Raw genomic sequence first — 17,563 nt, 5'->3', positions numbered from 1 at the left:
AGCTGAAGACCAATGATCGACACTATTCAATATGGTAAAAACGACAGCCTGAGAGACGAAATCAAAGCCTATTGGTCGGGCCGCGCCGCGACCTTCGACCTTTCTCCCGGGCACGAAATTTTTTCCGAAGAGGAACGCGACGCCTGGCACGCGCTTATCCTGAAGCATCTGGGTGCCGGAGAGGGTCGCAAGGCGCTCGATCTCGCCAGCGGAACCGGTGTCATCTCGCATCTGATGGACGATCTCGGCTTTCAGGTCACGGGTATGGACTGGTCGGAGACCATGCTGGCGCTCGCCCGGGAGAAAGCGAAAAGCCGCGAGCGCACCATCCGCTTTTTTGTCGGCGACGCTGAAAACACCATGGAGCCGGATGAAAGCGCCGATGTCATCATCACCCGTCATCTCGTCTGGACACTGGTGGACCCGCAGGCAAGCTTTGCCGAATGGTTCCGCGTGCTGAAACCGGGTGGGCGGCTGCTGATCGTCGACGGTGACTTCGTCAATGTCGGCTGGCGCGAAAAACTCGTCAAGAAACTGGCTGCGGGCCTCGAACGCGCCGGCCTCGTGAAACCGGACCAGCCGCACAAGCCGACGGATCCGGGCAATACCTTCAACAGCATTCTTTCACGGGTTTATTTTTCCGGCGGAGCGCGGGCGGATGATGTCGCGGCGTTGCTCCGCGCAACGGGCTTCGAACCCGTCGCGGTTGATCAGGAACTTCAGGCCATCCATCGCGCCCAGTCCAAAAATTTCAGCCTGCTAAAGGGCATCCTGCGCGGCCTGCAGCACCGTTATGCCGTTTGCGCCGTGAAGCCGGATATGTCGGCGAAAGGCTGAGGGCAGTCAAAGAACTACAATTTCTGGCCAAGTCCTTGGAAGTGATGGGTTTGGTAAATCCATATCATCCGCACGCCGTCACCCCGGACCTGATCCGGGGTCTAGTGCGACCAAGTCCTTGATCGCGAAAGACTCTTTCCCGGCCCAGACGCGCCGGGGCTGGATGCCGGATCTAGTCCGGCATGACGGATGAGGGAAACTCGGCGCAGAAGCCTCATTTTTCCGCTTGCGCGAAGAGATCGTCCAGCCGGGGCTTCGCTCGACCGGGTACGTCGACCGTCCTGTAGCTCTGCGGCAAAGTCGCCTCACCCACCTTGATCAGCATGACCATACCCATGCCGTAATGCGGCGAGCATTTGATACCGTAAAAGCCTGGCTTGTCGAAAGCAGTCTCGAATTCGTCGTTGATCCGGCTTTTGAACCCTTCGGCACCTTCGGGAACCATGCCGTCGATGGTCGCGGCATTGTGGCTCTTGTGAGTCGGCACGAAACGCACACGGTCGCCGGGGGCGATTTCCAGAAAATCGGGTTCGAACACCATCGGGCCTTTTTCGCCCCGGTTCAGCATTTTTACCTCGAAGGTTTCGGCCATGGCATGCAAGGGAAAGACCATGGCCAGCGCCAATGCAATTCCAGCCAGAGCGATACGCGGCTGCACGCCAAGGCGAAGCATCTTCAATTTCATCATCGTACCAGTGCTTTCTGTGTCTGAGCGGCCATTCCATGGGCCGGCAGAAAACGAATATGGGAAAAGCCGCCCTCATCCGTGGTAACGACGGACTGCACCCCGAAAACATCGGCAATTGTCGCCGATGTGAGGACCTCGCGCGGCGGACCGGCCGCAATCATCTGCCCCTGATGCATGATGGCGACGCGGTCGCAGAACATGGCGGCGTGATTGAGATCATGCAGTGCCGCAACGACCGTCAGCCCCTGCCGGCGGACCAGATCGAGCAGGCCGATCTGGTGGCCGATATCGAGGTGATTTGTAGGTTCGTCCAGCAGCAGAATATGCGGCTGCTGCGCCAGCGCGCGGGCAATATGCAGGCGCTGGCGTTCGCCGCCGGAAAGGTGGTGCCAGCTTCGTTCTGCCTTGTCCGCCATATCGACATTGTCGAGCGCGGCGTCGACGATAGCGTCGTCATTGGCCGACCAGGCGGAGAGCGGACCGAGATAGGGCGTGCGACCAAGCTCCACCGCCTGACGGGCGGTAATTCGCTCGGTGGTTTCTGCCTGCTGCTCCACAAAAGCCAACCGGCGGGCAAGATCACGCCGTCCGAAGGAGGCAAGCGCATCGTCACCAAGCATAACGTGGCCGCGTCGCGGCTTGCGGATGCCGGCCAGCATGGAAAGCAGCGTGCTTTTGCCGGAACCGTTCGGGCCGATAATGCCCAGAAACTCTCCTGAACCGACATCGAGCGAAACGCCACGGACAATATCGACATTGCCGGCATGAAAATGCAGGTCGTGGGCGGATAATTTCATGAGCGCCCCCTCTTCTGCCCGAGAATGAAGGCGAAGGCCGGCGCACCGACGAGCGCGGTGATGACCCCGATCGGCAGCACCTGACCGGGAATGACGATGCGCGAAAGAATATCCGCAACAATCATGAAAACAGCACCGGTCAGCGCCGTTACCGGCAGCAATAACCCGTGGCGAACGCCGACGAAGATGCGCGCCGCATGCGGAATGACGAGACCGACAAAACCGATGGAACCCACCAGCGACACCATCACCGCCGTCATGATCGCCGAAACCGAGATCAACACCGCATAGGTCCGGCGCACCGGAATTCCGAGCGAGGCGGCGGCCTGACCACCGAAAGCGAAGGCATCCAGCGCCCGGGAATACCAGAGGCACACCGCAAGACCGGCGATGCTGACCGGCAAAGCCAGCCAGACATCGGGCCAGCGCACACCGGAAAGATTGCCGAGAAGCCAGAACATAATGCCGCGCGCCTGTTCGGCATTGGCGGATTTGGTGACGATGAACGAGGTCATGGCATTGAACAGCTGGGAGCCGGCCACCCCGGCCAGAATGATGGCGCTATTGCCGTGACCAGCCCGCACCGCCAGAAGGCTGACCAGCGAGAATGCAACGAAAGCGCCGATCAGCGCCCCCGCCGGCATGGTCAGGAACCCTGCCCCGAAGCCCAGAAGCGCGACCGCGACCGCCCCGGTGGAGGCGCCTGCGGAAATGCCTAGAATATAGGGATCGGCCAGCGGGTTGCGCAAAAGCGATTGCAGCACCGCGCCGGCAAGCGCCAGTGAAGCACCGCAACAGGCGGCGACAACGGCGCGGCTGAGGCGGTAGCTCCAGACGATACCCTCATCCAGCGGCTCCAGCGGATAACCCGCATGGAAGACACGGTTGGCAATGGTTTTCGCCACCACATCGAAGGGAATGGCAGTCTCGCCGATGGCCGCTCCGGCCATCAGCGCGACGAGCAGCAGGGCGAGCGCGGCAAAAGCCAGACCCGCCCTGCCGAGATGGACGGAAAAACCGTTCACTTGGCGAGGCCGGCGGCCGAAATCGCCTCGGCCAGCGTTTCAATGCCTTCGATCGTGCGGATGGTCGGGTTCATCGCCTGCGCATCCATATCGAATACATGACCTTGCTTGACGGCGGGCATGATGCTGGCGACGGGGTCGGCTGCGAGGAACTTGTGCTTGACGGCAACATCATCGGCCGGGAAACGGCGGCGGTCCATCTTGCCGGCGACGATGACGGTCGGATTGGCCTTGGCGATGGTTTCCCAGCCGACCGTCGGCCATTCCTCATCGCTTTCGATGATATTCGTCAGCCCCAGCGCCGACATGATGTAGCCGGGCGCGCCATGGCGGCCCGCCACATAAGGGTCGATATCCAGTTCGGCGCTGGAGAACCAGAAGACGGCGGAAATCTTGCCATTCGCCGAAGCGATCTTGGCGCGGGCGGCTTCTTCACGCTTCTTCAGGTCAGCGACAACCTCTTCGCCGCGGTCCTGCACGTTGAAGATTTTGGCGAGATCGCGGATTTCCTGATAGATCAGCTCCATGGTGAAGCCGGTCTTGCGCACGCCGTCGCCGCCGCCGGAATTATCCTTGCCGACGCAATCGGCCGGCGAGGTATAAACGGGAATACCGAGTTCGGCGAATTGCGCCGGCGTGCCGACAACACCTTCCGGGCCGATCTGCCACTGGAACTGCGTCGTTACCAGGTCCGGCCTCTTGCCGACAACGGCTTCGAAACTCGGATCATTGTCGGCCAGACGCTCCACCTTGGCGTTGGCTTCCTCGTAACCCTTCAGAACCGGGCCGATCCACAGCGCCGTGCCCACCACCCTGTCGGCAACGCCGAGGAGATAAAGAACCTCGGTCGTGCTCTGGCCGACGGATACCGTGCGGGCCGGCGCCTGTTTGAAAGTGATGTCCTGACCGCAGCTGTTGATCGTCAGGGGATAGACCGTTTCCGCAGCATTGGCGGCAGCGGCAGGCAGAGCTGCGAGAGCCGCGGCCAGAAGGCCGGCATAGGCCGGCAGGCGTCCAGGATTAAACATGTGTTCTCCAGTCGAAATTAAATCGCTTGTTCCAGAGCCGCAGGCGTTAGAACGCGCAGCAACAGCGGAACGTCTTGTACGGAGAACAACGACGGGACGCAAACCAAATGTTATGAAATAACATTACAATTTCCTCCTCCGGGCTTCCCCGCCCGTAACGATGGTTCATATTTTGACGGCAGGTCTCCTGGCTCACGGATTTGCGCCGTTCATCTGCCTTCCCGCATTCCGCAGAATGCAGTGGCATGACGCCTTGAGGCGTCACGGGGATGAGCGGCAATCCGCTTACAGTTGCGGGGGCAGCCACGGCATTGGGCGATCATCATCACCCGCACCATGTTCCCTATTAATCCCTTCGCCTTTCGGCTGCAGGAACCGTCGCTTTCTCACATAAGGGGCAAGAGCCGGAGCGTCAATCGCCAAAGCATGTCTCACAAGGGTATGGAAACGTTTCTGCGACAAAGACACGCACACAGCAGGAACCCAAAGTGGGTAACATGAAGCCGATGGGAAACGAGGTGTTCAGCACAGGGATGGGCCTGCCAGAGCGAAAATCCCAGCCGAGCCGGAACCTGCCGGCTGCGGCGCATTTTTTGACATGGTCGTCAGTGTTTCAATCACCACCAGCCCGGATTGCGCCAGAAAATCGGTGAGAACACCGTCATCACGCACGGCATCGAGCCGGACAAGCTGCCCGTCGAGATCGGCAAAATGCCGCCTGACCAGCGCGACTGCCTCCGCTTCCCCCTCCGCAACCACCGGGCCGATGATGTGGCCCCGCCCCGCCGCCCGCCGCAGCGCGAAGGCGGCCAGATGATCCGCCTCGAACAGGCCGTAGCCGGTGTTTTCCCGCAGGAGACGCTGCAGCACGCCCCGGCGTGAAACGCCGAAAGCCGCCCGGTCCAGATCTTCCACGGCTGGGAGATGGTGCTCCGAAACTGGCTCGATCCTCTGTTTCTTGCCAAGCTGCGGCGCCTCCGTGGAACAACGGGCCTTGCCGCGCAGAAGATGCACCCTTTCCGTATCCCCGGTAAAACCGAGCCCGGCAAATAGCCGCCGGGACACCTCCGTTGCATTCAGCCGCAAGGCGGCGGCAGGATATCTCGCCACAAGCTGCCGGACCAGCCAGGGTGCTACGCCCTGCCCCTGCAGGCGTGGGGAGACAATGACCATGCCTAACGTCGCAAAAGCCTGATCATAGGGAAAAAGCATGGCGGTTGCGACAACCCGGTCAATCTCGTCCAGCGCCGCAAGGCCCACACCGCACTGGCGCAGGAAACACCATTCATTGGCATGATACCGCCATCCGACAGCCATGGAGAGGACATGCAGATGATCGGCCTCCACCTCGGCGATATCCACGGTTCGCAACTCGAAACTATCGACTTTGAGCAGCTCCATAGCAAACGGCTCTCATTCCCTCCGGTGCGGAACCTTAAGGTCCCCGCAGCCCAGCCCACGAGATCCGAAGATAACCGGCCCTGCCCGCAGGAATTTTCTGAAAGCACTGGAAGGACACAACAATCTACCGAAATCATCGGCATTTCAGCAGATAAACGCCGCCGGCCACTCTAAGCTGCTGCGGTGAATAATCCGGCCAGCGGCCAATGGGAACGACCAGCGGGGACGACCATGAACGCAATCGAAATCCTTGAGCGTCTCGTCGCCTTCCCGTCCGTTGTCGGCACCGCCAATGGCGATATTGCCGGATGGATTGCCGATTATCTGGAAAGCCAGGGCGCGAAAGTCTCGCTGTTGCCCGGGCCGGAGGGCGACCGCGCCAATCTCTTCGCCACGTTCGGCCCGGCCGATCGGGCCGGTTATATCCTGTCCGGCCACATGGATGTGGTGCCGGCCGGAGAGCCGGAGTGGTCTTCCGACCCTTTCACGCTGAGAACCGAAAACAACCGGCTTTACGGGCGCGGAACCACGGACATGAAAGGGTTTCTCGCCACTGTGCTCGCCGCAGCGCCGGCATTTTCGCGCATGACGCTTGAACGGCCGGTACACATCGCCTTTTCCTATGACGAGGAGGCGGGCTGCCGTGGCGTTCCCCATCTCATCGCTAAGCTGCCGGAACTGTGTGCCCCGCCGGCGGGCGCCATCATCGGCGAACCCAGCAATATGCGCGCGGTTCGCGCCCACAAGGGCAAGGCCGCAGCGCGCATCACCCTGCACGGCCGGTCCGGCCATTCCTCACGGCCGGATCAGGGGATAAACGCCATTCACCTGATGACCGGCATCATGGCAAAAGCAGTCGAAACCGCCGATACGCTGACGCGGGGACCGTTCGAAGCAACCTTCGAGCCGCCCTACTCCTCCTTGCAGATCGGCACGGTCAAAGGCGGCCAGGCAATCAATATCATTCCCGATCATTGCGCCATCGAACTGGAAGCGCGGGCAATTTCGGGCGTCTCCCCGCTCGTCCTTCTGGAGCCGGTAAAAAGCGCTGTCGAAGCGCTCGCCGCAACGGGCGTCGATATCGAATGGACACCGATGAGCGCTTATCCGGCCCTGTCGCTTCCAGCCGATGCGCCGCTCGCATTGCTTCTGGAGGAACTGACCGGCACCGCCAACCTCGCAGCCGTAAGCTATGGAACGGAGGCCGGGCTTTTCCAGGCGGCGGGCATAGATGCCATCATTTGCGGCCCGGGCGATATCGGCCGCGCCCACAAGCCGGACGAATTCATAACCACGGGCGAACTTTTTGCCTGCCAGTCGATGCTGGAAACACTCGGCCGCCGCTGCGCCGCTTAACCGAACGACGGGTTTCAGATGACGTTTCTCTTCAATTCCGACGCAAAGCGCGGCGAAATCTTCCGGCAGGCTCTGGCCACCGAACTGCCGGACCTGCCATTTTCGATGGATGCCGCCACTGTCGATCCCAATGCGGTGCGTTACCTCATTACATGGACGGTGCCAGAGGATATCGCGCGTTACCGCAATCTCGAAATCCTGTTTTCGATCGGCGCAGGTGTCGACCAGTTTCACATCAGTGCAATCCCGGAAACTGTGAAGGTCGTGCGCATGGTGGATGAAGGCATCATCCGCATGATGCAGGAATATGTCTGCCTCGGCGTGCTTGCCCTTCACCGCAACCTGCCGGCCTATCTGGAACAGCAGCGTCAGCACCTATGGAAAGCCCTGCCGGGCCAGCGGCAGGTGGAGGAATGCCGGGTCGGCGTTCTCGGCCTCGGCATGCTGGGTGTTGCGGCACTGGAACGGCTGAAACCTTTCGGTTTTCCGCTTGCCGGCTGGAGCCGTTCACCGCGTCAGATCGATGGCGTCACCTGCCACCATGGCGATGATGGGCTGAAAGCCATTCTTTCCACCAGCGATATCCTCGTCTGCCTGTTGCCGCTGACGGACGAGACCACCGGGCTTCTGAATGCCGGGTGCCTCGGCCTGCTGCCGGATGGCGCGGCTCTCGTCCACGCCGGGCGCGGCAGGCAGCTCGACCATGACGCGCTCCTTGATGCACTCGACAGCGGCAGGCTTTCCGGCGCTGTGATCGACGTCACCGATCCCGAGCCGTTGCCTGAGGGCCATCGTTTCTGGACCCATCCGAAAATTCTGCTGACGCCGCATATTGCCAGCGTCACCCAGCCCCACTCCGCCGCCCGCACCGTCGTCGACAATATCAAACGATACGAATCCGGTCTCGAGCCGCTCGGCCTCGTTGACCGCAGCCGCGGATATTGATCACCCCCCATCTCAGAAAGGAAAATCCATGCCGCTTCTCAAGCCCATCGACCCCAATCCCGATTTCGAGCCGAAGGCCTCCAAGGCGTTGCCGGAACGCCTGATTGCCGGCGACCCTTCATTCAAGACCTGGGCGCTGGACGAAGCCCGCGATGGAACCGTAAAGACCGGCATATGGGAAGCGACCCCGGGCGAAAGCCGCTCCATCAAGGGCGAGACCTTCGAATTTTGCCATATTCTGGCCGGCGTCATCGAAATCACCCCTGATGGCGGCGAACCGCAGCGTTATACGGCTGGCGACAGCTTCGTCATGAAGCCCGGTTTCGTCGGCGTCTGGAAGACCATCGAAACAGTGCGCAAGATCTACGTCACCGTGAATGGATGATGTAAAACCCGCGTTTTTTTAAGGTCGCTCACGGTAGCGGCCAGAAATACACGACAGGCAGCGCGCCGCAAAAGATTGCGCTGTCTGTCGGCAACAAAACGGGATTTTCATTCATCGCCCGCGCCACAGTCGGTCGATTTCGCTTGGCGGCAGGGATTAGCTTTAAGGGCATATCCACAGAGGATTTCCCATGACGCTCAGCTTCGATCCAGACAGCCTGTCTTTGCCAATTGGCCATTTCATCGGCGACCGGCTGATCCCGGCTAAAGACGGCATCGACATGCACCGCCCATCGGACGGCATGGGATATGCCGGCTGCCCGAAGGCGGATGCGACGCTGGTGGACGAGGCGGTGCAAACCGCCAGGGCGGCGCTGAAGAGCAGCAACTGGGGCGGCGTTCGCCCGCGCGAGCGCACCAGGGTCTTGCAGCGCTGGGCCGACCTCATCGAAGCGGAAGCCGAGACCTTGGCGAAAATCGAGGCACTGTCCTCGACGCGGCCGGTGGGCCAGCTGATTGCCGGCGATATCGCCGTCACCGCCGAGCAGATCCGTTTCTTCGCCGAATTCGCCGACAAGGAAGGCGGCGATCTGGTGCCGACCGACGACAGCAGCCTCGGCATGATCATGACCGAGCCCTATGGCGTTGTCGGCGCGATCACGCCCTGGAATTTTCCCGTGTCCATGGCCGGCTGGAAGCTCGGCCCAGCGCTGGCGGCCGGTAATGCCGTGGTCCTGAAACCCTCGGAAATGACACCCTTCTCCAGCATTTTCATGGCGCAACTGGCGATCAAGGCAGGGCTGCCCGCGGGCCTCATCAATATCGTGCTGGGTGACGGGCCGGTGACCGGCAATGCCATCACCGGGCACCCTGATATCTCCAAGGTCAGTTTCACCGGTTCCACCGCTGCGGGCGCCGCCATCATGGCCAATATCGCCCGCACCGGCATCAAACCCATGACACTGGAACTCGGTGGCAAAAGCCCGCAGCTGGTCTTTGCCGATGCCGACATCGAAAAAGCGGCGGCAGCGATTGCCGGCAATATTCTTTCCAATGCCGGGCAGGCCTGTGTTGCCGGCTCACGCATCATCGTCGAGGAAGCGGCGGCAGATGCCCTTTCAGCCGCCATCATCGCCCGCATGAAGGCGGTAAAGCCTGGCCCGACATGGGACGAGACGACGCAATATTCGCCGATCATCTCCGAGGTACAGCGCAAGCGTATTGATGGCATCGTGCAGGCAGCTGTCGCCCATGGTGGCGAGTGCCTGACGGGCGGCGCGATCATGGACGGCCCAGGTTATTTCTACCAGCCGACGCTGATCGCCAATGTCGACCAGACCTCGCCCGCCGTCACCGAGGAAATCTTTGGGCCGGTGCTGACGTTGCAAACCTTCCGAACGGAAGAAGAGGCTCTGGCGCTTTCCGATCATCCGACCTACGGTCTGGCGGCGGGTCTTTTCAGCCGGGATATTTCGCGTGTCATGCGCCTGTCGCGCGCCATTCAGGCGGGAACGATCTGGGTCAACCGTTATGGCCGTTCACGCGACCACATATTGCCAACCGGCGGGTACAAACGCTCCGGCATCGGCAAGGATCTCGGGCGGGAGGCCTATCTCGCCAACCGCAAGAGCAAAAGCGTCCTGATTGGACTGTAACAGGGGAAATCTTTTGAAAACGCATCGCATCGCACTTATTCCCGGAGACGGCATCGGCAAAAACGTGACGGACGCCGCATGGCAGGTGCTCAACGCCGCCGCCAAAACCTCCGGTTTTGCGCTTGAAGGCACGGAGTTCCCCTGGTCCTGTGCCTTCTACAAGGAAACCGGCGCGATGATGCCCAAGGACGGCATCGAGACCCTGCGCGGTTTCGACGCCATTCTGCTCGGCGCGGTCGGCTGGCCGGAGCAGGTGCCGGACGCAGTGTCGCTGCACGGCCTGCTGCTGCCGATCCGCAAGGCCTTCGTGCAATATGCCAATATCCGCCCGCACCGGCTTCTGCCCGGCGTGCAGGGACCTTTGAAGGCTGACGGCTTCGACATTCTCTGCATCCGTGAAAATACCGAGGGTGAGTACTCCGGCGCCGGCGGTCGCGTGCATCAGGGCACCGATGACGAGGTGGCCGTCGAAACCTCGATCTTCACCCGCAAGGGCGTGGAGCGCATTTTGCGCTTCGGCTTCGAACAGGCGCAGAAACGTCGCGGCAAGCTTGCCTCCGTCACCAAGTCGAACGCCCAGAAATATTCGATGGTGTTCTGGGACGAGGTAACGCAAAAGCTTGCGGCAGAATATCCTGACGTCGAGGTTTCGAGCTATCACATCGACGCCATGGCGGCCCGCATGGTTATGGCTCCGGAAAGCCTCGATGTCGTGGTCGCCTCCAATCTCTTCGGCGACATTCTGACCGATCTGGGTGCCGCGATTCAGGGCGGCCTCGGTTTTGCCGCCTCCGCCAATATCAACCCTGATGGTAACGCGCCGTCCATGTTCGAGCCGGTGCACGGTTCGGCTCCTGACATCGCCCATCTTGGCATCGCCAATCCCATCGCCGCCATCTGGTCCGGTGCGATGATGCTGGAGCATCTCGGCGAAAAGGATGCCGCGGCGAAGATCATGACTGCGCTGGAAACGGCGACCGGCCGGGGCGTTGGCACCGTGCCGGGCAAGGACAAGACGGACGCCATAACGGCTGCGGTTCTCGCGGCGCTCGACTGATTTCGGAGACAGATGATGCAGGGATTGAAGGACAAGGACCTCTTCCGCCAGACAGGTTTGATCGGCGACGCATGGAAGGCTGCGGCATCGGGCAAGGTGGTCGACGTGATTGATCCCGCCACACAGACGGTGATCGGCACGGTGCCGGACATGGGCGGGACCGAAACCCGCGCGGCGATCGAAGCCGCCAATACCGCCTTCGGGCCATGGAAGAAGAAAACCCATGCGGAGCGGGCCGCCCTTCTCGAAAAATGGTTCGCACTGATGATCGAACATGTCGACGATCTCGGCCTGATCCTCACCACCGAACAGGGCAAGCCCCTTGAAGAGGCGAAGGGAGAAATCCGTTACGGCGCCTCCTTCGTCAAATGGTTTGCGGAAGAAGCCCGGCGCATCAGCGGCGGCACAATCCCCTCGCCGACGCCGGATCGGCGCATCGTGGTGCTGAAAGAACCGGTCGGTGTCTGCGGCATCATCACGCCGTGGAATTTCCCGAATGCGATGATCACCCGCAAGGTTGCGCCGGCGCTTGCGGCCGGCTGCACCGTGGTCATCAAGCCATCGGAATTCACGCCCTATTCGGCGCTGGCGCTTGGCGTTCTTGCCGAACGGGCCGGCATTCCCGCAGGCGTCATCAACATCGTCACCGGCATGCCGACTGACATCGGCAACGAAATCATGGCCAATGAGACGGTGCGGAAAATTTCCTTCACCGGCTCCACCCGCGTCGGCTCCCTTTTGATGCGCGGCGCGGCCGACAGCATCAAGCGGCTATCGCTGGAACTTGGCGGCAATGCGCCCTTCATCGTGTTCGATGATGCAGATCTGGATTTGGCCATCGAAGGCGCACTCATCTCGAAATTTCGCAATGGCGGCCAGACCTGTGTCTGCGCCAACCGCATTCTGGTTCAGTCGGGCGTCTACGATGCTTTTGCGAAAAAACTGGCTGACCGTGTCGATGCCATGCGCGTCGGCCCCGGCACCGAGCCAGGTGTTGCCATCGGCCCGATGATCAACGAACCGGCCATCGCCAAGATCCGCGCCCATGTCGATGACGCCATCTCCAAGGGTGCGACGATCATCACCAAGCCGCATGATCTGCCGGATGGTCCGCAATATACCGCTCCGGTGGTGCTGACCGGCGCGACCACCGCCATGCGGCTGGCAAGCGAAGAGACCTTCGGTCCGGTGGCGCCGCTTTTCCGTTTTGAGACGGAAGAAGAAGCCATTGCCATTGCCAACGGTACGCCCTTCGGCCTTGCCGCCTATTTCTACACCGAAAGCCTCAAACGCGCCTGGCGCGTGGGCGAAGCGCTGGAATTCGGCATGGTCGGCCTCAACACAGGCGCGATCTCCACCGAAGTGGCACCCTTCGGCGGCGTCAAACAATCCGGCCTTGGCCGCGAAGGCGCGCAGGTCGGTATCGAGGAATATCTGGAAATCAAGACGTTCCACATCGGCGGGCTCACCTGAGTCTTGGGCTTTCTCCCCGCCTCAAGGGCCGCTTTGCGGCCCTTCTTTTTGTGCCGATACCAACAAAAAAGCGGCCCATCGGCCGCCCTCTCCTCCGTCATCCTCGGGCTTGACCCGAGGATCCATTCTTCGTGTGGCAGTGGATCCTCGGATCAAGTCCGAGGATGACGTCGAGTGTAGGGGAATACCCTCTCAGCGCTCGATGACGCCCTCTTACTGAAACTTGTCCAGCATCTTATAATAATAGCCCACCAGCGGCAGGAACCACGGTTTGCCGAAATGGCCTGGCACCGCCGGCCAGTCGAGCCCCTTCAGCGGGTTGTTGTCCGGCCGGCCCAGAATGGCATCGGCCATGATCATGCCAAGATGGGTGGAGAGCTGGGCGCCGTGGCCGGAATAGCCCATGGCGTACCAGACGCCGTCATGAAAACCGGCGCGCGGATAACGGTCCTTGGTCATATCCACCAGACCGCCCCAGCAATAATCGATCGGCACATGCGAAAGCTGCGGGAAGATGCGGTGCAGGGCTTCCGTCAGGATCGCGCCGCTCTTGGCATCCGAACGCTGGTCGGATGTGGCGGAAAAACGCGCACGGCCACCGAAGATCAGCCGATTATCCGGGGCAAGCCGGAAATAATTGCCGATATTCATCGAGTTGACATAGGTGCGGTTGCCCGGAACCGAGGCCCGAACTTCCGCATCCGTCAGCGGCCGCGTGGCGATGATGAAACTGCCGACGGCGATGATGCGGCGACGGAAATAACCGAAGTTGGCGGGCGTGTAAGCGCCGGTCGCCACCAGAACATTATCGGCCGTCACCTTGCCGCGTGTGGTTTCCAGCGTGTGGCTTTTGCCGTTCTGCGCGTGCTTCGTCACCGCCGCATTTTCGAAGATCACCGCGCCATGACGGCTGGCGGCCTCCGCAAGGCCGGCCACATAGCGCCCCATATGCATCATGGCACTCTTTTTCGACAGCATGCCGCCATAAAAGGGTGAGCCGATTTCCGCCTTGAGATCGGCGACGGACAGAAGTGCCGTGTCGGGATCGACCTCGGCATGCAATGCCTCGAAATTCTTCGCCAGACCTTCGAAATGCTGCGGCTTGGAGGCGAGTTTCAGCTTGCCCGAGCGGCGAAAATTGCAGTCGATGCCTTCTTCGGTGATCAGCGCTTCCAGCGTATCGACTGAATCATCCAGCGCCTTATAGAGAGCGATGGCGCGTTCCTTGCCGAGCTCCGCCTTGGCGGAGAGATAGGAATGGGCAAGACCATTGTTGAGATGCCCGCCATTGCGGCCGGAGGCACCCCAGCCGACACGTTCGCCCTCCAGAACCACCACGCGCGCGCCCGCCCTGGCAAGCTGGCGCGCGGCACCGAGACCGGTGAAACCGCCGCCGATGACGGCGACATCATAATGGCCTTCGACGGGACCTTGCGCCGCCCCCGCAAACAGGGGCGCCGTGTCGTGCCAATAGGAGACGAACTTCATGGTCCCGACCTTTCCTTACAATCCAACCACGCCTGCGAGGCCGGAAATATCGGCGATTTCGACATAACCGTAATAGGGGTTGGCCGGCTCGTGACCGCGGTTGACCCAGACCTTGTTCTTGATACCGAGATCATGGGCCGACATCAGGTCGTAACGGAAGGAGGAGGAGACATGCAGCATGTCTTCGGGGCCGCAGCCGAGCATGTCGAACATATATTCAAAGGGCCTGAAACGCGGCTTGTAAGCCTGCGCCTGCTCAGCCGTATAGACCGCATGGAAAGGCGCACCAAGCTTTTCGACATTCGACATGATCTGCGAATTCATGGCGTTGGACAGAATGACGAGCGGAATCTCTTTCGCCACCTTTGCAAGTCCGGCCGGCACATCGGCATGCGGACCCCAGGTCGGAACACGCTCGTAAACGAAGGTCGCGTCCTCATCCTTGAAAGCAACGCCATTGCGCTTGCAGGTGCGCGAGAGCGAATTGTGAACCACCTGGGCATAGGGCTTCCAGTCACCCATGATCTCATCCAGACGATAAGCCGAAAAATTCTTGATGAACTGCTGCATCTGCGCTTCGTCCAGACGATCGCCATAGAGATCGCGGGCAGCCTCGGCCATCTGGAAATTGATCAGCGTGCCGTAGCAATCGAAGGAAATGTATTTCGGGCGGAAGATGGTCATGTCGTCGTCATCCTTGCTTGGGGATCGGGCGTGGCCGGAATAATGAGATCATAGAAAGCCTTTGTCCGGTCGGCGCACCGCAATTGCCGGTCGCGAAAGCAGATTGTTGCGTATGCAGCCGCCAGTTTGGCAGAGAGTTGCGTATGGAGAAACCGAAAGCCGCCGCCCATGCCCGGTTTGAGCCCGGATGTGGACAACAGGCGGCATAAGATGCGGCGGCGGATAAAAGCAACAGCGAAACATATCGAACCTTCCCATTTGTCGGGACAATCTTCTTCAGACGTCAGTCTATCAATGAATAACAAGAGCAAACGGAGTTCCGGCATGCAGGCCAGCCCCATCGAAATCCAGTCTTTTCAACCCGAGCATCTCGATGCCGCCGTCGAATTGTCACGTCAGGCAGGATGGCCGCACCGCAGGGAAGACTGGGCGCTCGTCCTTTCGCTGAGCAAGGGTTTCGTCGCGCTGGAAAACGGTCGCGTCGTGGGAACCGCGATGGCGACACTTCTTGGAGATGGCTGCGCCACCGTCAATATGGTGATCGTGGATGAGACGATGCGCGGCCGCGGTCTCGGGCGCCAGCTGATGCGGGCGGCAATGGATGCAGCGGAAAATCGCGAGTGCCGTCTGGTCGCAACGGCTGACGGCCTGCCGCTTTACGAAAAGCTGGGCTTTGCCGCTTTCGGCGAGGTGCTTCAGCATCAGGGCACTCCGGCCGCAACGGAAAGGCCGGCCGATGTGGCATGGGCAGAAACCGTCGCTCCGGCCACGCTTGCAGCACTTGATACGCAGGCTTTCGGCGCGGATCGCACGGCGCTTTTTGCAGCCCTTGCGGAGAGGGCGCGTTTCGCGCTGGTAAAGGAACAGGGTGTCATCAAGGGATTTGCCGCGCTCCGCGCCTTCGGACGCGGCGAAGTCATCGGCCCGGTTGTGGCGGAAAATGCTGAAATCGCTAGAGATTTGATCGCGTTCATCCTGTCCGAGCGCCCCGGCGCCTTCCTGCGCGTCGATACCACCGCCGATACGGGCCTTGCACCCTGGCTTGCTGAAAAAGGTCTTGGCCATGTCGGTGGTGGCATCGCCATGCGCCGGCCGAAGGCCGACATCGCCCCCGACAGAAAACTGAAAACATTCGCATTGACCAGCCAGGCACTTGGCTGAATCCGGAGAGACCTCATGTTAAGCAATTCCCTGATCGAACTGGACCGCGCCCACCTCGTCCATCCCGTCTCGTCTTTCCGCGGCCATGAGAAGCTCGGCGTGCGGGTGCTGCAATCGGCAAACGGCGCCACCGTCACCGACATGACCGGCCACCAGCTCATCGACGGCTTTGCCGGCCTATGGTGCGTCAATGCAGGTTACGGGCATGAGAGCATCGTCGAGGCCGCGACAAAACAGATGCGGGAATTGCCCTATGCCACCGCCTATTTCGACATTGGCAGCGAACCGGCGATCCGCCTTGCCTCCGAACTTGCCGACCGCGCGCCGGGCGACCTCAACCACGTCTATTTCACGCTTGGCGGTTCCGACGCGGTGGACAGCACCATTCGCTTCATCCGTTATTACTGGCACGCCAAGGGTGAGCCGCAGCGCGACCAGTTCATTTCCATCGAACAGGGTTATCACGGCTCCACCACGGCCGGTTCGGGCCTCACCGCCCTGCCCGCCTTCCATGCCGGTTTTGGCGTACCTTACGATTGGCAGCATAAAATCCCGTCGCATTATGCCTACCGTAACCCGGTCGGAAGCGACCCGGCCGCCATCATCGCCTCTTCGCTGCAAATCCTGAAGGACAAGATCGAGGCCATCGGGCCGGACCGCGTCGCCGCCTTTTACGCGGAACCCATTCAGGGCTCGGGTGGCGTTCTCGTTCCGCCGCCGGGCTGGATCAAGGCCATGCGCGAACTCTGCCGGTCCTATGGCATCCTCTTCATCGCCGACGAGGTGATTACCGGTTTTGGCCGCACCGGGCCCCTCTTCGCCTGCACCGACGAGGACATCGTGCCGGACTTCATCACCGCCGCGAAAGGCCTCACCTCCGGCTATGTGCCGATGGGCGCGGTGTTCATGGCCGATCATGTTTATGATACAATAGCCGACTTCGCTGGCGAAGCGGCGATCGGGCATGGTTACACCTATTCCGCCCACCCCGTCAGCGCCGCCGTCGGGCTGGAAGTGCTGAAGCTTTATGAAGGCGGACTGCTGGAAAATGGCCGCCGCGCCGGGGCGCGGCTGATGGCCGGGCTGGAGGGCCTGAGAAGCCACCCGCTGGTGGGCGATGTTCGTGGCCGTGGTATGCTCGCCGCTGTCGAGCTTGTGACCGACAAGGAAAAAAAGACCCCGCTGCCGGCCGCCGCCGCACCGGCCCGGAAGGTTTTCGACCGCGCCTGGGAAAACGGCCTCATCGTCAGGGCCTTCGCGAACGGTATTCTCGGTTATGCGCCGCCACTCTGCTGCACCGACAGTGAAATCGATGCGATCATCGAGCGGACGTTGAAAACCCTGAACCAGACGCTCGAGGACCCGGCGGTGCGGGCGGCAATGGCCTGAAGCACCAGCACGGCGGCATCGCGACACCACCTCGAAATGTCGCAACACACCACATATTCGCAATATTCTGCCGAAGAGCCGATCCATTTCGGCGAATCCGGTGTGCTGGAAGTGCCAAACTATCCTTAGAAAAAGCACAAAGCGCCATGAAAACCGGCGTTTTCAAAAATAGGAACGGGACAAGGATCTCGTCCG

General features: G+C 61.0%; 17 protein-coding genes and 1 riboswitch. Of the genes, 9 read left to right on the top strand and 8 right to left on the bottom strand.

The genetic code is table 11. The annotated features are described in order from the left end of the window. The first annotated feature begins 12 nt into the window (after positions 1 to 12). On the top strand, positions 13 to 837 hold the full coding sequence (locus N434_RS11755; protein ID WP_110757898.1) for a class I SAM-dependent methyltransferase: 825 nt from the start codon (positions 13 to 15) through the stop codon (positions 835 to 837). 214 nt (positions 838 to 1,051) lie between these two features. Here the strand turns inward: N434_RS11755 and N434_RS11750 are convergent, their stop codons facing one another. The 5 genes from N434_RS11750 to N434_RS11730 all read right to left on the bottom strand — a co-directional run bounded on the left by N434_RS11750 (position 1,052) and on the right by N434_RS11730 (position 5,776). Continuing rightward, a complete protein-coding gene (locus N434_RS11750; RefSeq protein ID WP_181423957.1) occupies positions 1,052 to 1,510 on the bottom strand; it encodes a pseudoazurin in 459 nt (152 codons plus the stop codon). Positions 1,511 to 1,521: 11 nt separating this feature from the next. Further along, positions 1,522 to 2,322 (bottom strand): ABC transporter ATP-binding protein, encoded by an 801-nt coding sequence (locus N434_RS11745; protein WP_110757894.1) that lies wholly within the window; start codon positions 2,320 to 2,322, stop codon positions 1,522 to 1,524. Next, a complete protein-coding gene (locus N434_RS11740) occupies positions 2,319 to 3,347 on the bottom strand; it encodes a FecCD family ABC transporter permease (protein ID WP_110757893.1) in 1,029 nt (342 codons plus the stop codon). The genes N434_RS11745 and N434_RS11740 overlap by 4 nt, the downstream gene beginning before the upstream one ends. Then, entirely contained in the window at positions 3,344 to 4,375 is a 1,032-nt protein-coding gene (locus N434_RS11735) for an ABC transporter substrate-binding protein (RefSeq protein WP_110757891.1), read from the bottom strand. Before N434_RS11735 ends, N434_RS11740 begins: the two co-directional genes overlap by 4 nt. Before the next feature lie 160 nt (positions 4,376 to 4,535). Beyond that, a riboswitch (cobalamin riboswitch) is annotated at positions 4,536 to 4,770 on the bottom strand. Between the two features lie 127 nt (positions 4,771 to 4,897). Continuing rightward, positions 4,898 to 5,776, bottom strand: coding sequence for a GNAT family N-acetyltransferase (locus N434_RS11730; RefSeq protein WP_110757890.1), 879 nt, complete (start codon positions 5,774 to 5,776; stop codon positions 4,898 to 4,900). 231 nt (positions 5,777 to 6,007) lie between these two features. On the opposite strand from N434_RS11730, the gene argE reads away from it, so the two are divergent. From argE to N434_RS11700, 6 genes are all read left to right on the top strand, one after another. Further along, positions 6,008 to 7,132 (top strand): acetylornithine deacetylase, encoded by a 1,125-nt coding sequence (gene argE, locus N434_RS11725; RefSeq protein ID WP_110757888.1) that lies wholly within the window; start codon positions 6,008 to 6,010, stop codon positions 7,130 to 7,132. 18 nt (positions 7,133 to 7,150) lie between these two features. Continuing rightward, positions 7,151 to 8,077 (top strand): 2-hydroxyacid dehydrogenase, encoded by a 927-nt coding sequence (locus tag N434_RS11720; protein ID WP_110757886.1) that lies wholly within the window; start codon positions 7,151 to 7,153, stop codon positions 8,075 to 8,077. A 28-nt stretch (positions 8,078 to 8,105) separates the two neighbouring features. Further along, the gene (locus N434_RS11715; RefSeq protein ID WP_110757885.1) at positions 8,106 to 8,462 is read left to right on the top strand and encodes a cupin domain-containing protein; all 357 of its coding nucleotides are present in this window, start codon (positions 8,106 to 8,108) and stop codon (positions 8,460 to 8,462) included. A gap of 190 nt (positions 8,463 to 8,652) precedes the next feature. Continuing rightward, the gene (locus tag N434_RS11710; protein ID WP_110757883.1) at positions 8,653 to 10,116 is read left to right on the top strand and encodes an aldehyde dehydrogenase family protein; all 1,464 of its coding nucleotides are present in this window, start codon (positions 8,653 to 8,655) and stop codon (positions 10,114 to 10,116) included. 13 nt (positions 10,117 to 10,129) lie between these two features. Continuing rightward, positions 10,130 to 11,173, top strand: coding sequence for a tartrate dehydrogenase (locus N434_RS11705; protein ID WP_110757882.1), 1,044 nt, complete (start codon positions 10,130 to 10,132; stop codon positions 11,171 to 11,173). Positions 11,174 to 11,188: 15 nt separating this feature from the next. Then, positions 11,189 to 12,646, top strand: a complete 1,458-nt coding sequence (locus tag N434_RS11700; protein WP_110758016.1) for an NAD-dependent succinate-semialdehyde dehydrogenase — start codon at positions 11,189 to 11,191, stop codon at positions 12,644 to 12,646. A gap of 213 nt (positions 12,647 to 12,859) precedes the next feature. On the opposite strand, the gene N434_RS11695 is transcribed toward N434_RS11700, so the two are convergent. From N434_RS11695 to N434_RS11685, 3 genes are read right to left on the bottom strand one after another with little or no spacing between them, the layout of a single operon-like run. Further along, positions 12,860 to 14,134: an NAD(P)/FAD-dependent oxidoreductase gene (locus N434_RS11695; protein WP_110757880.1), complete on the bottom strand. Its 1,275-nt coding sequence runs from the start codon at positions 14,132 to 14,134 to the stop codon at positions 12,860 to 12,862. Between the two features lie 15 nt (positions 14,135 to 14,149). Further along, positions 14,150 to 14,818 carry a haloacid dehalogenase type II gene (locus N434_RS11690; protein WP_110757879.1) on the bottom strand — a complete coding sequence of 223 codons (669 nt, stop codon included), beginning with the start codon at positions 14,816 to 14,818 and terminating at the stop codon, positions 14,150 to 14,152. Continuing rightward, positions 14,815 to 15,144: a hypothetical protein gene (locus tag N434_RS11685; protein WP_065117501.1), complete on the bottom strand. Its 330-nt coding sequence runs from the start codon at positions 15,142 to 15,144 to the stop codon at positions 14,815 to 14,817. Before N434_RS11685 ends, N434_RS11690 begins: the two co-directional genes overlap by 4 nt. Between N434_RS11685 and N434_RS11680 the strand changes: the two genes are divergently transcribed. Together N434_RS11680 and N434_RS11675 are read left to right on the top strand one after the other, a co-directional pair. Beyond that, the gene (locus tag N434_RS11680; protein ID WP_110757877.1) at positions 15,143 to 15,979 is read left to right on the top strand and encodes a GNAT family N-acetyltransferase; all 837 of its coding nucleotides are present in this window, start codon (positions 15,143 to 15,145) and stop codon (positions 15,977 to 15,979) included. The genes N434_RS11685 and N434_RS11680 overlap by 2 nt on opposite strands. 15 nt (positions 15,980 to 15,994) lie before the next feature. Then, complete coding sequence (locus tag N434_RS11675; protein WP_110757875.1) at positions 15,995 to 17,368, top strand: aspartate aminotransferase family protein; 1,374 nt, start codon at positions 15,995 to 15,997, stop codon at positions 17,366 to 17,368. Positions 17,369 to 17,563 lie beyond the last annotated feature (195 nt).

Source organism: Rhizobium sp. UGM030330-04 (assembly GCF_003208455.1).
Classification (GTDB): domain Bacteria; phylum Pseudomonadota; class Alphaproteobacteria; order Rhizobiales; family Rhizobiaceae; genus Agrobacterium; species Agrobacterium rhizogenes_A.
The sequence above is the reverse complement of the archived record's forward strand: the minus strand, read 5'-3'. Positions and strand labels throughout refer to the sequence as shown.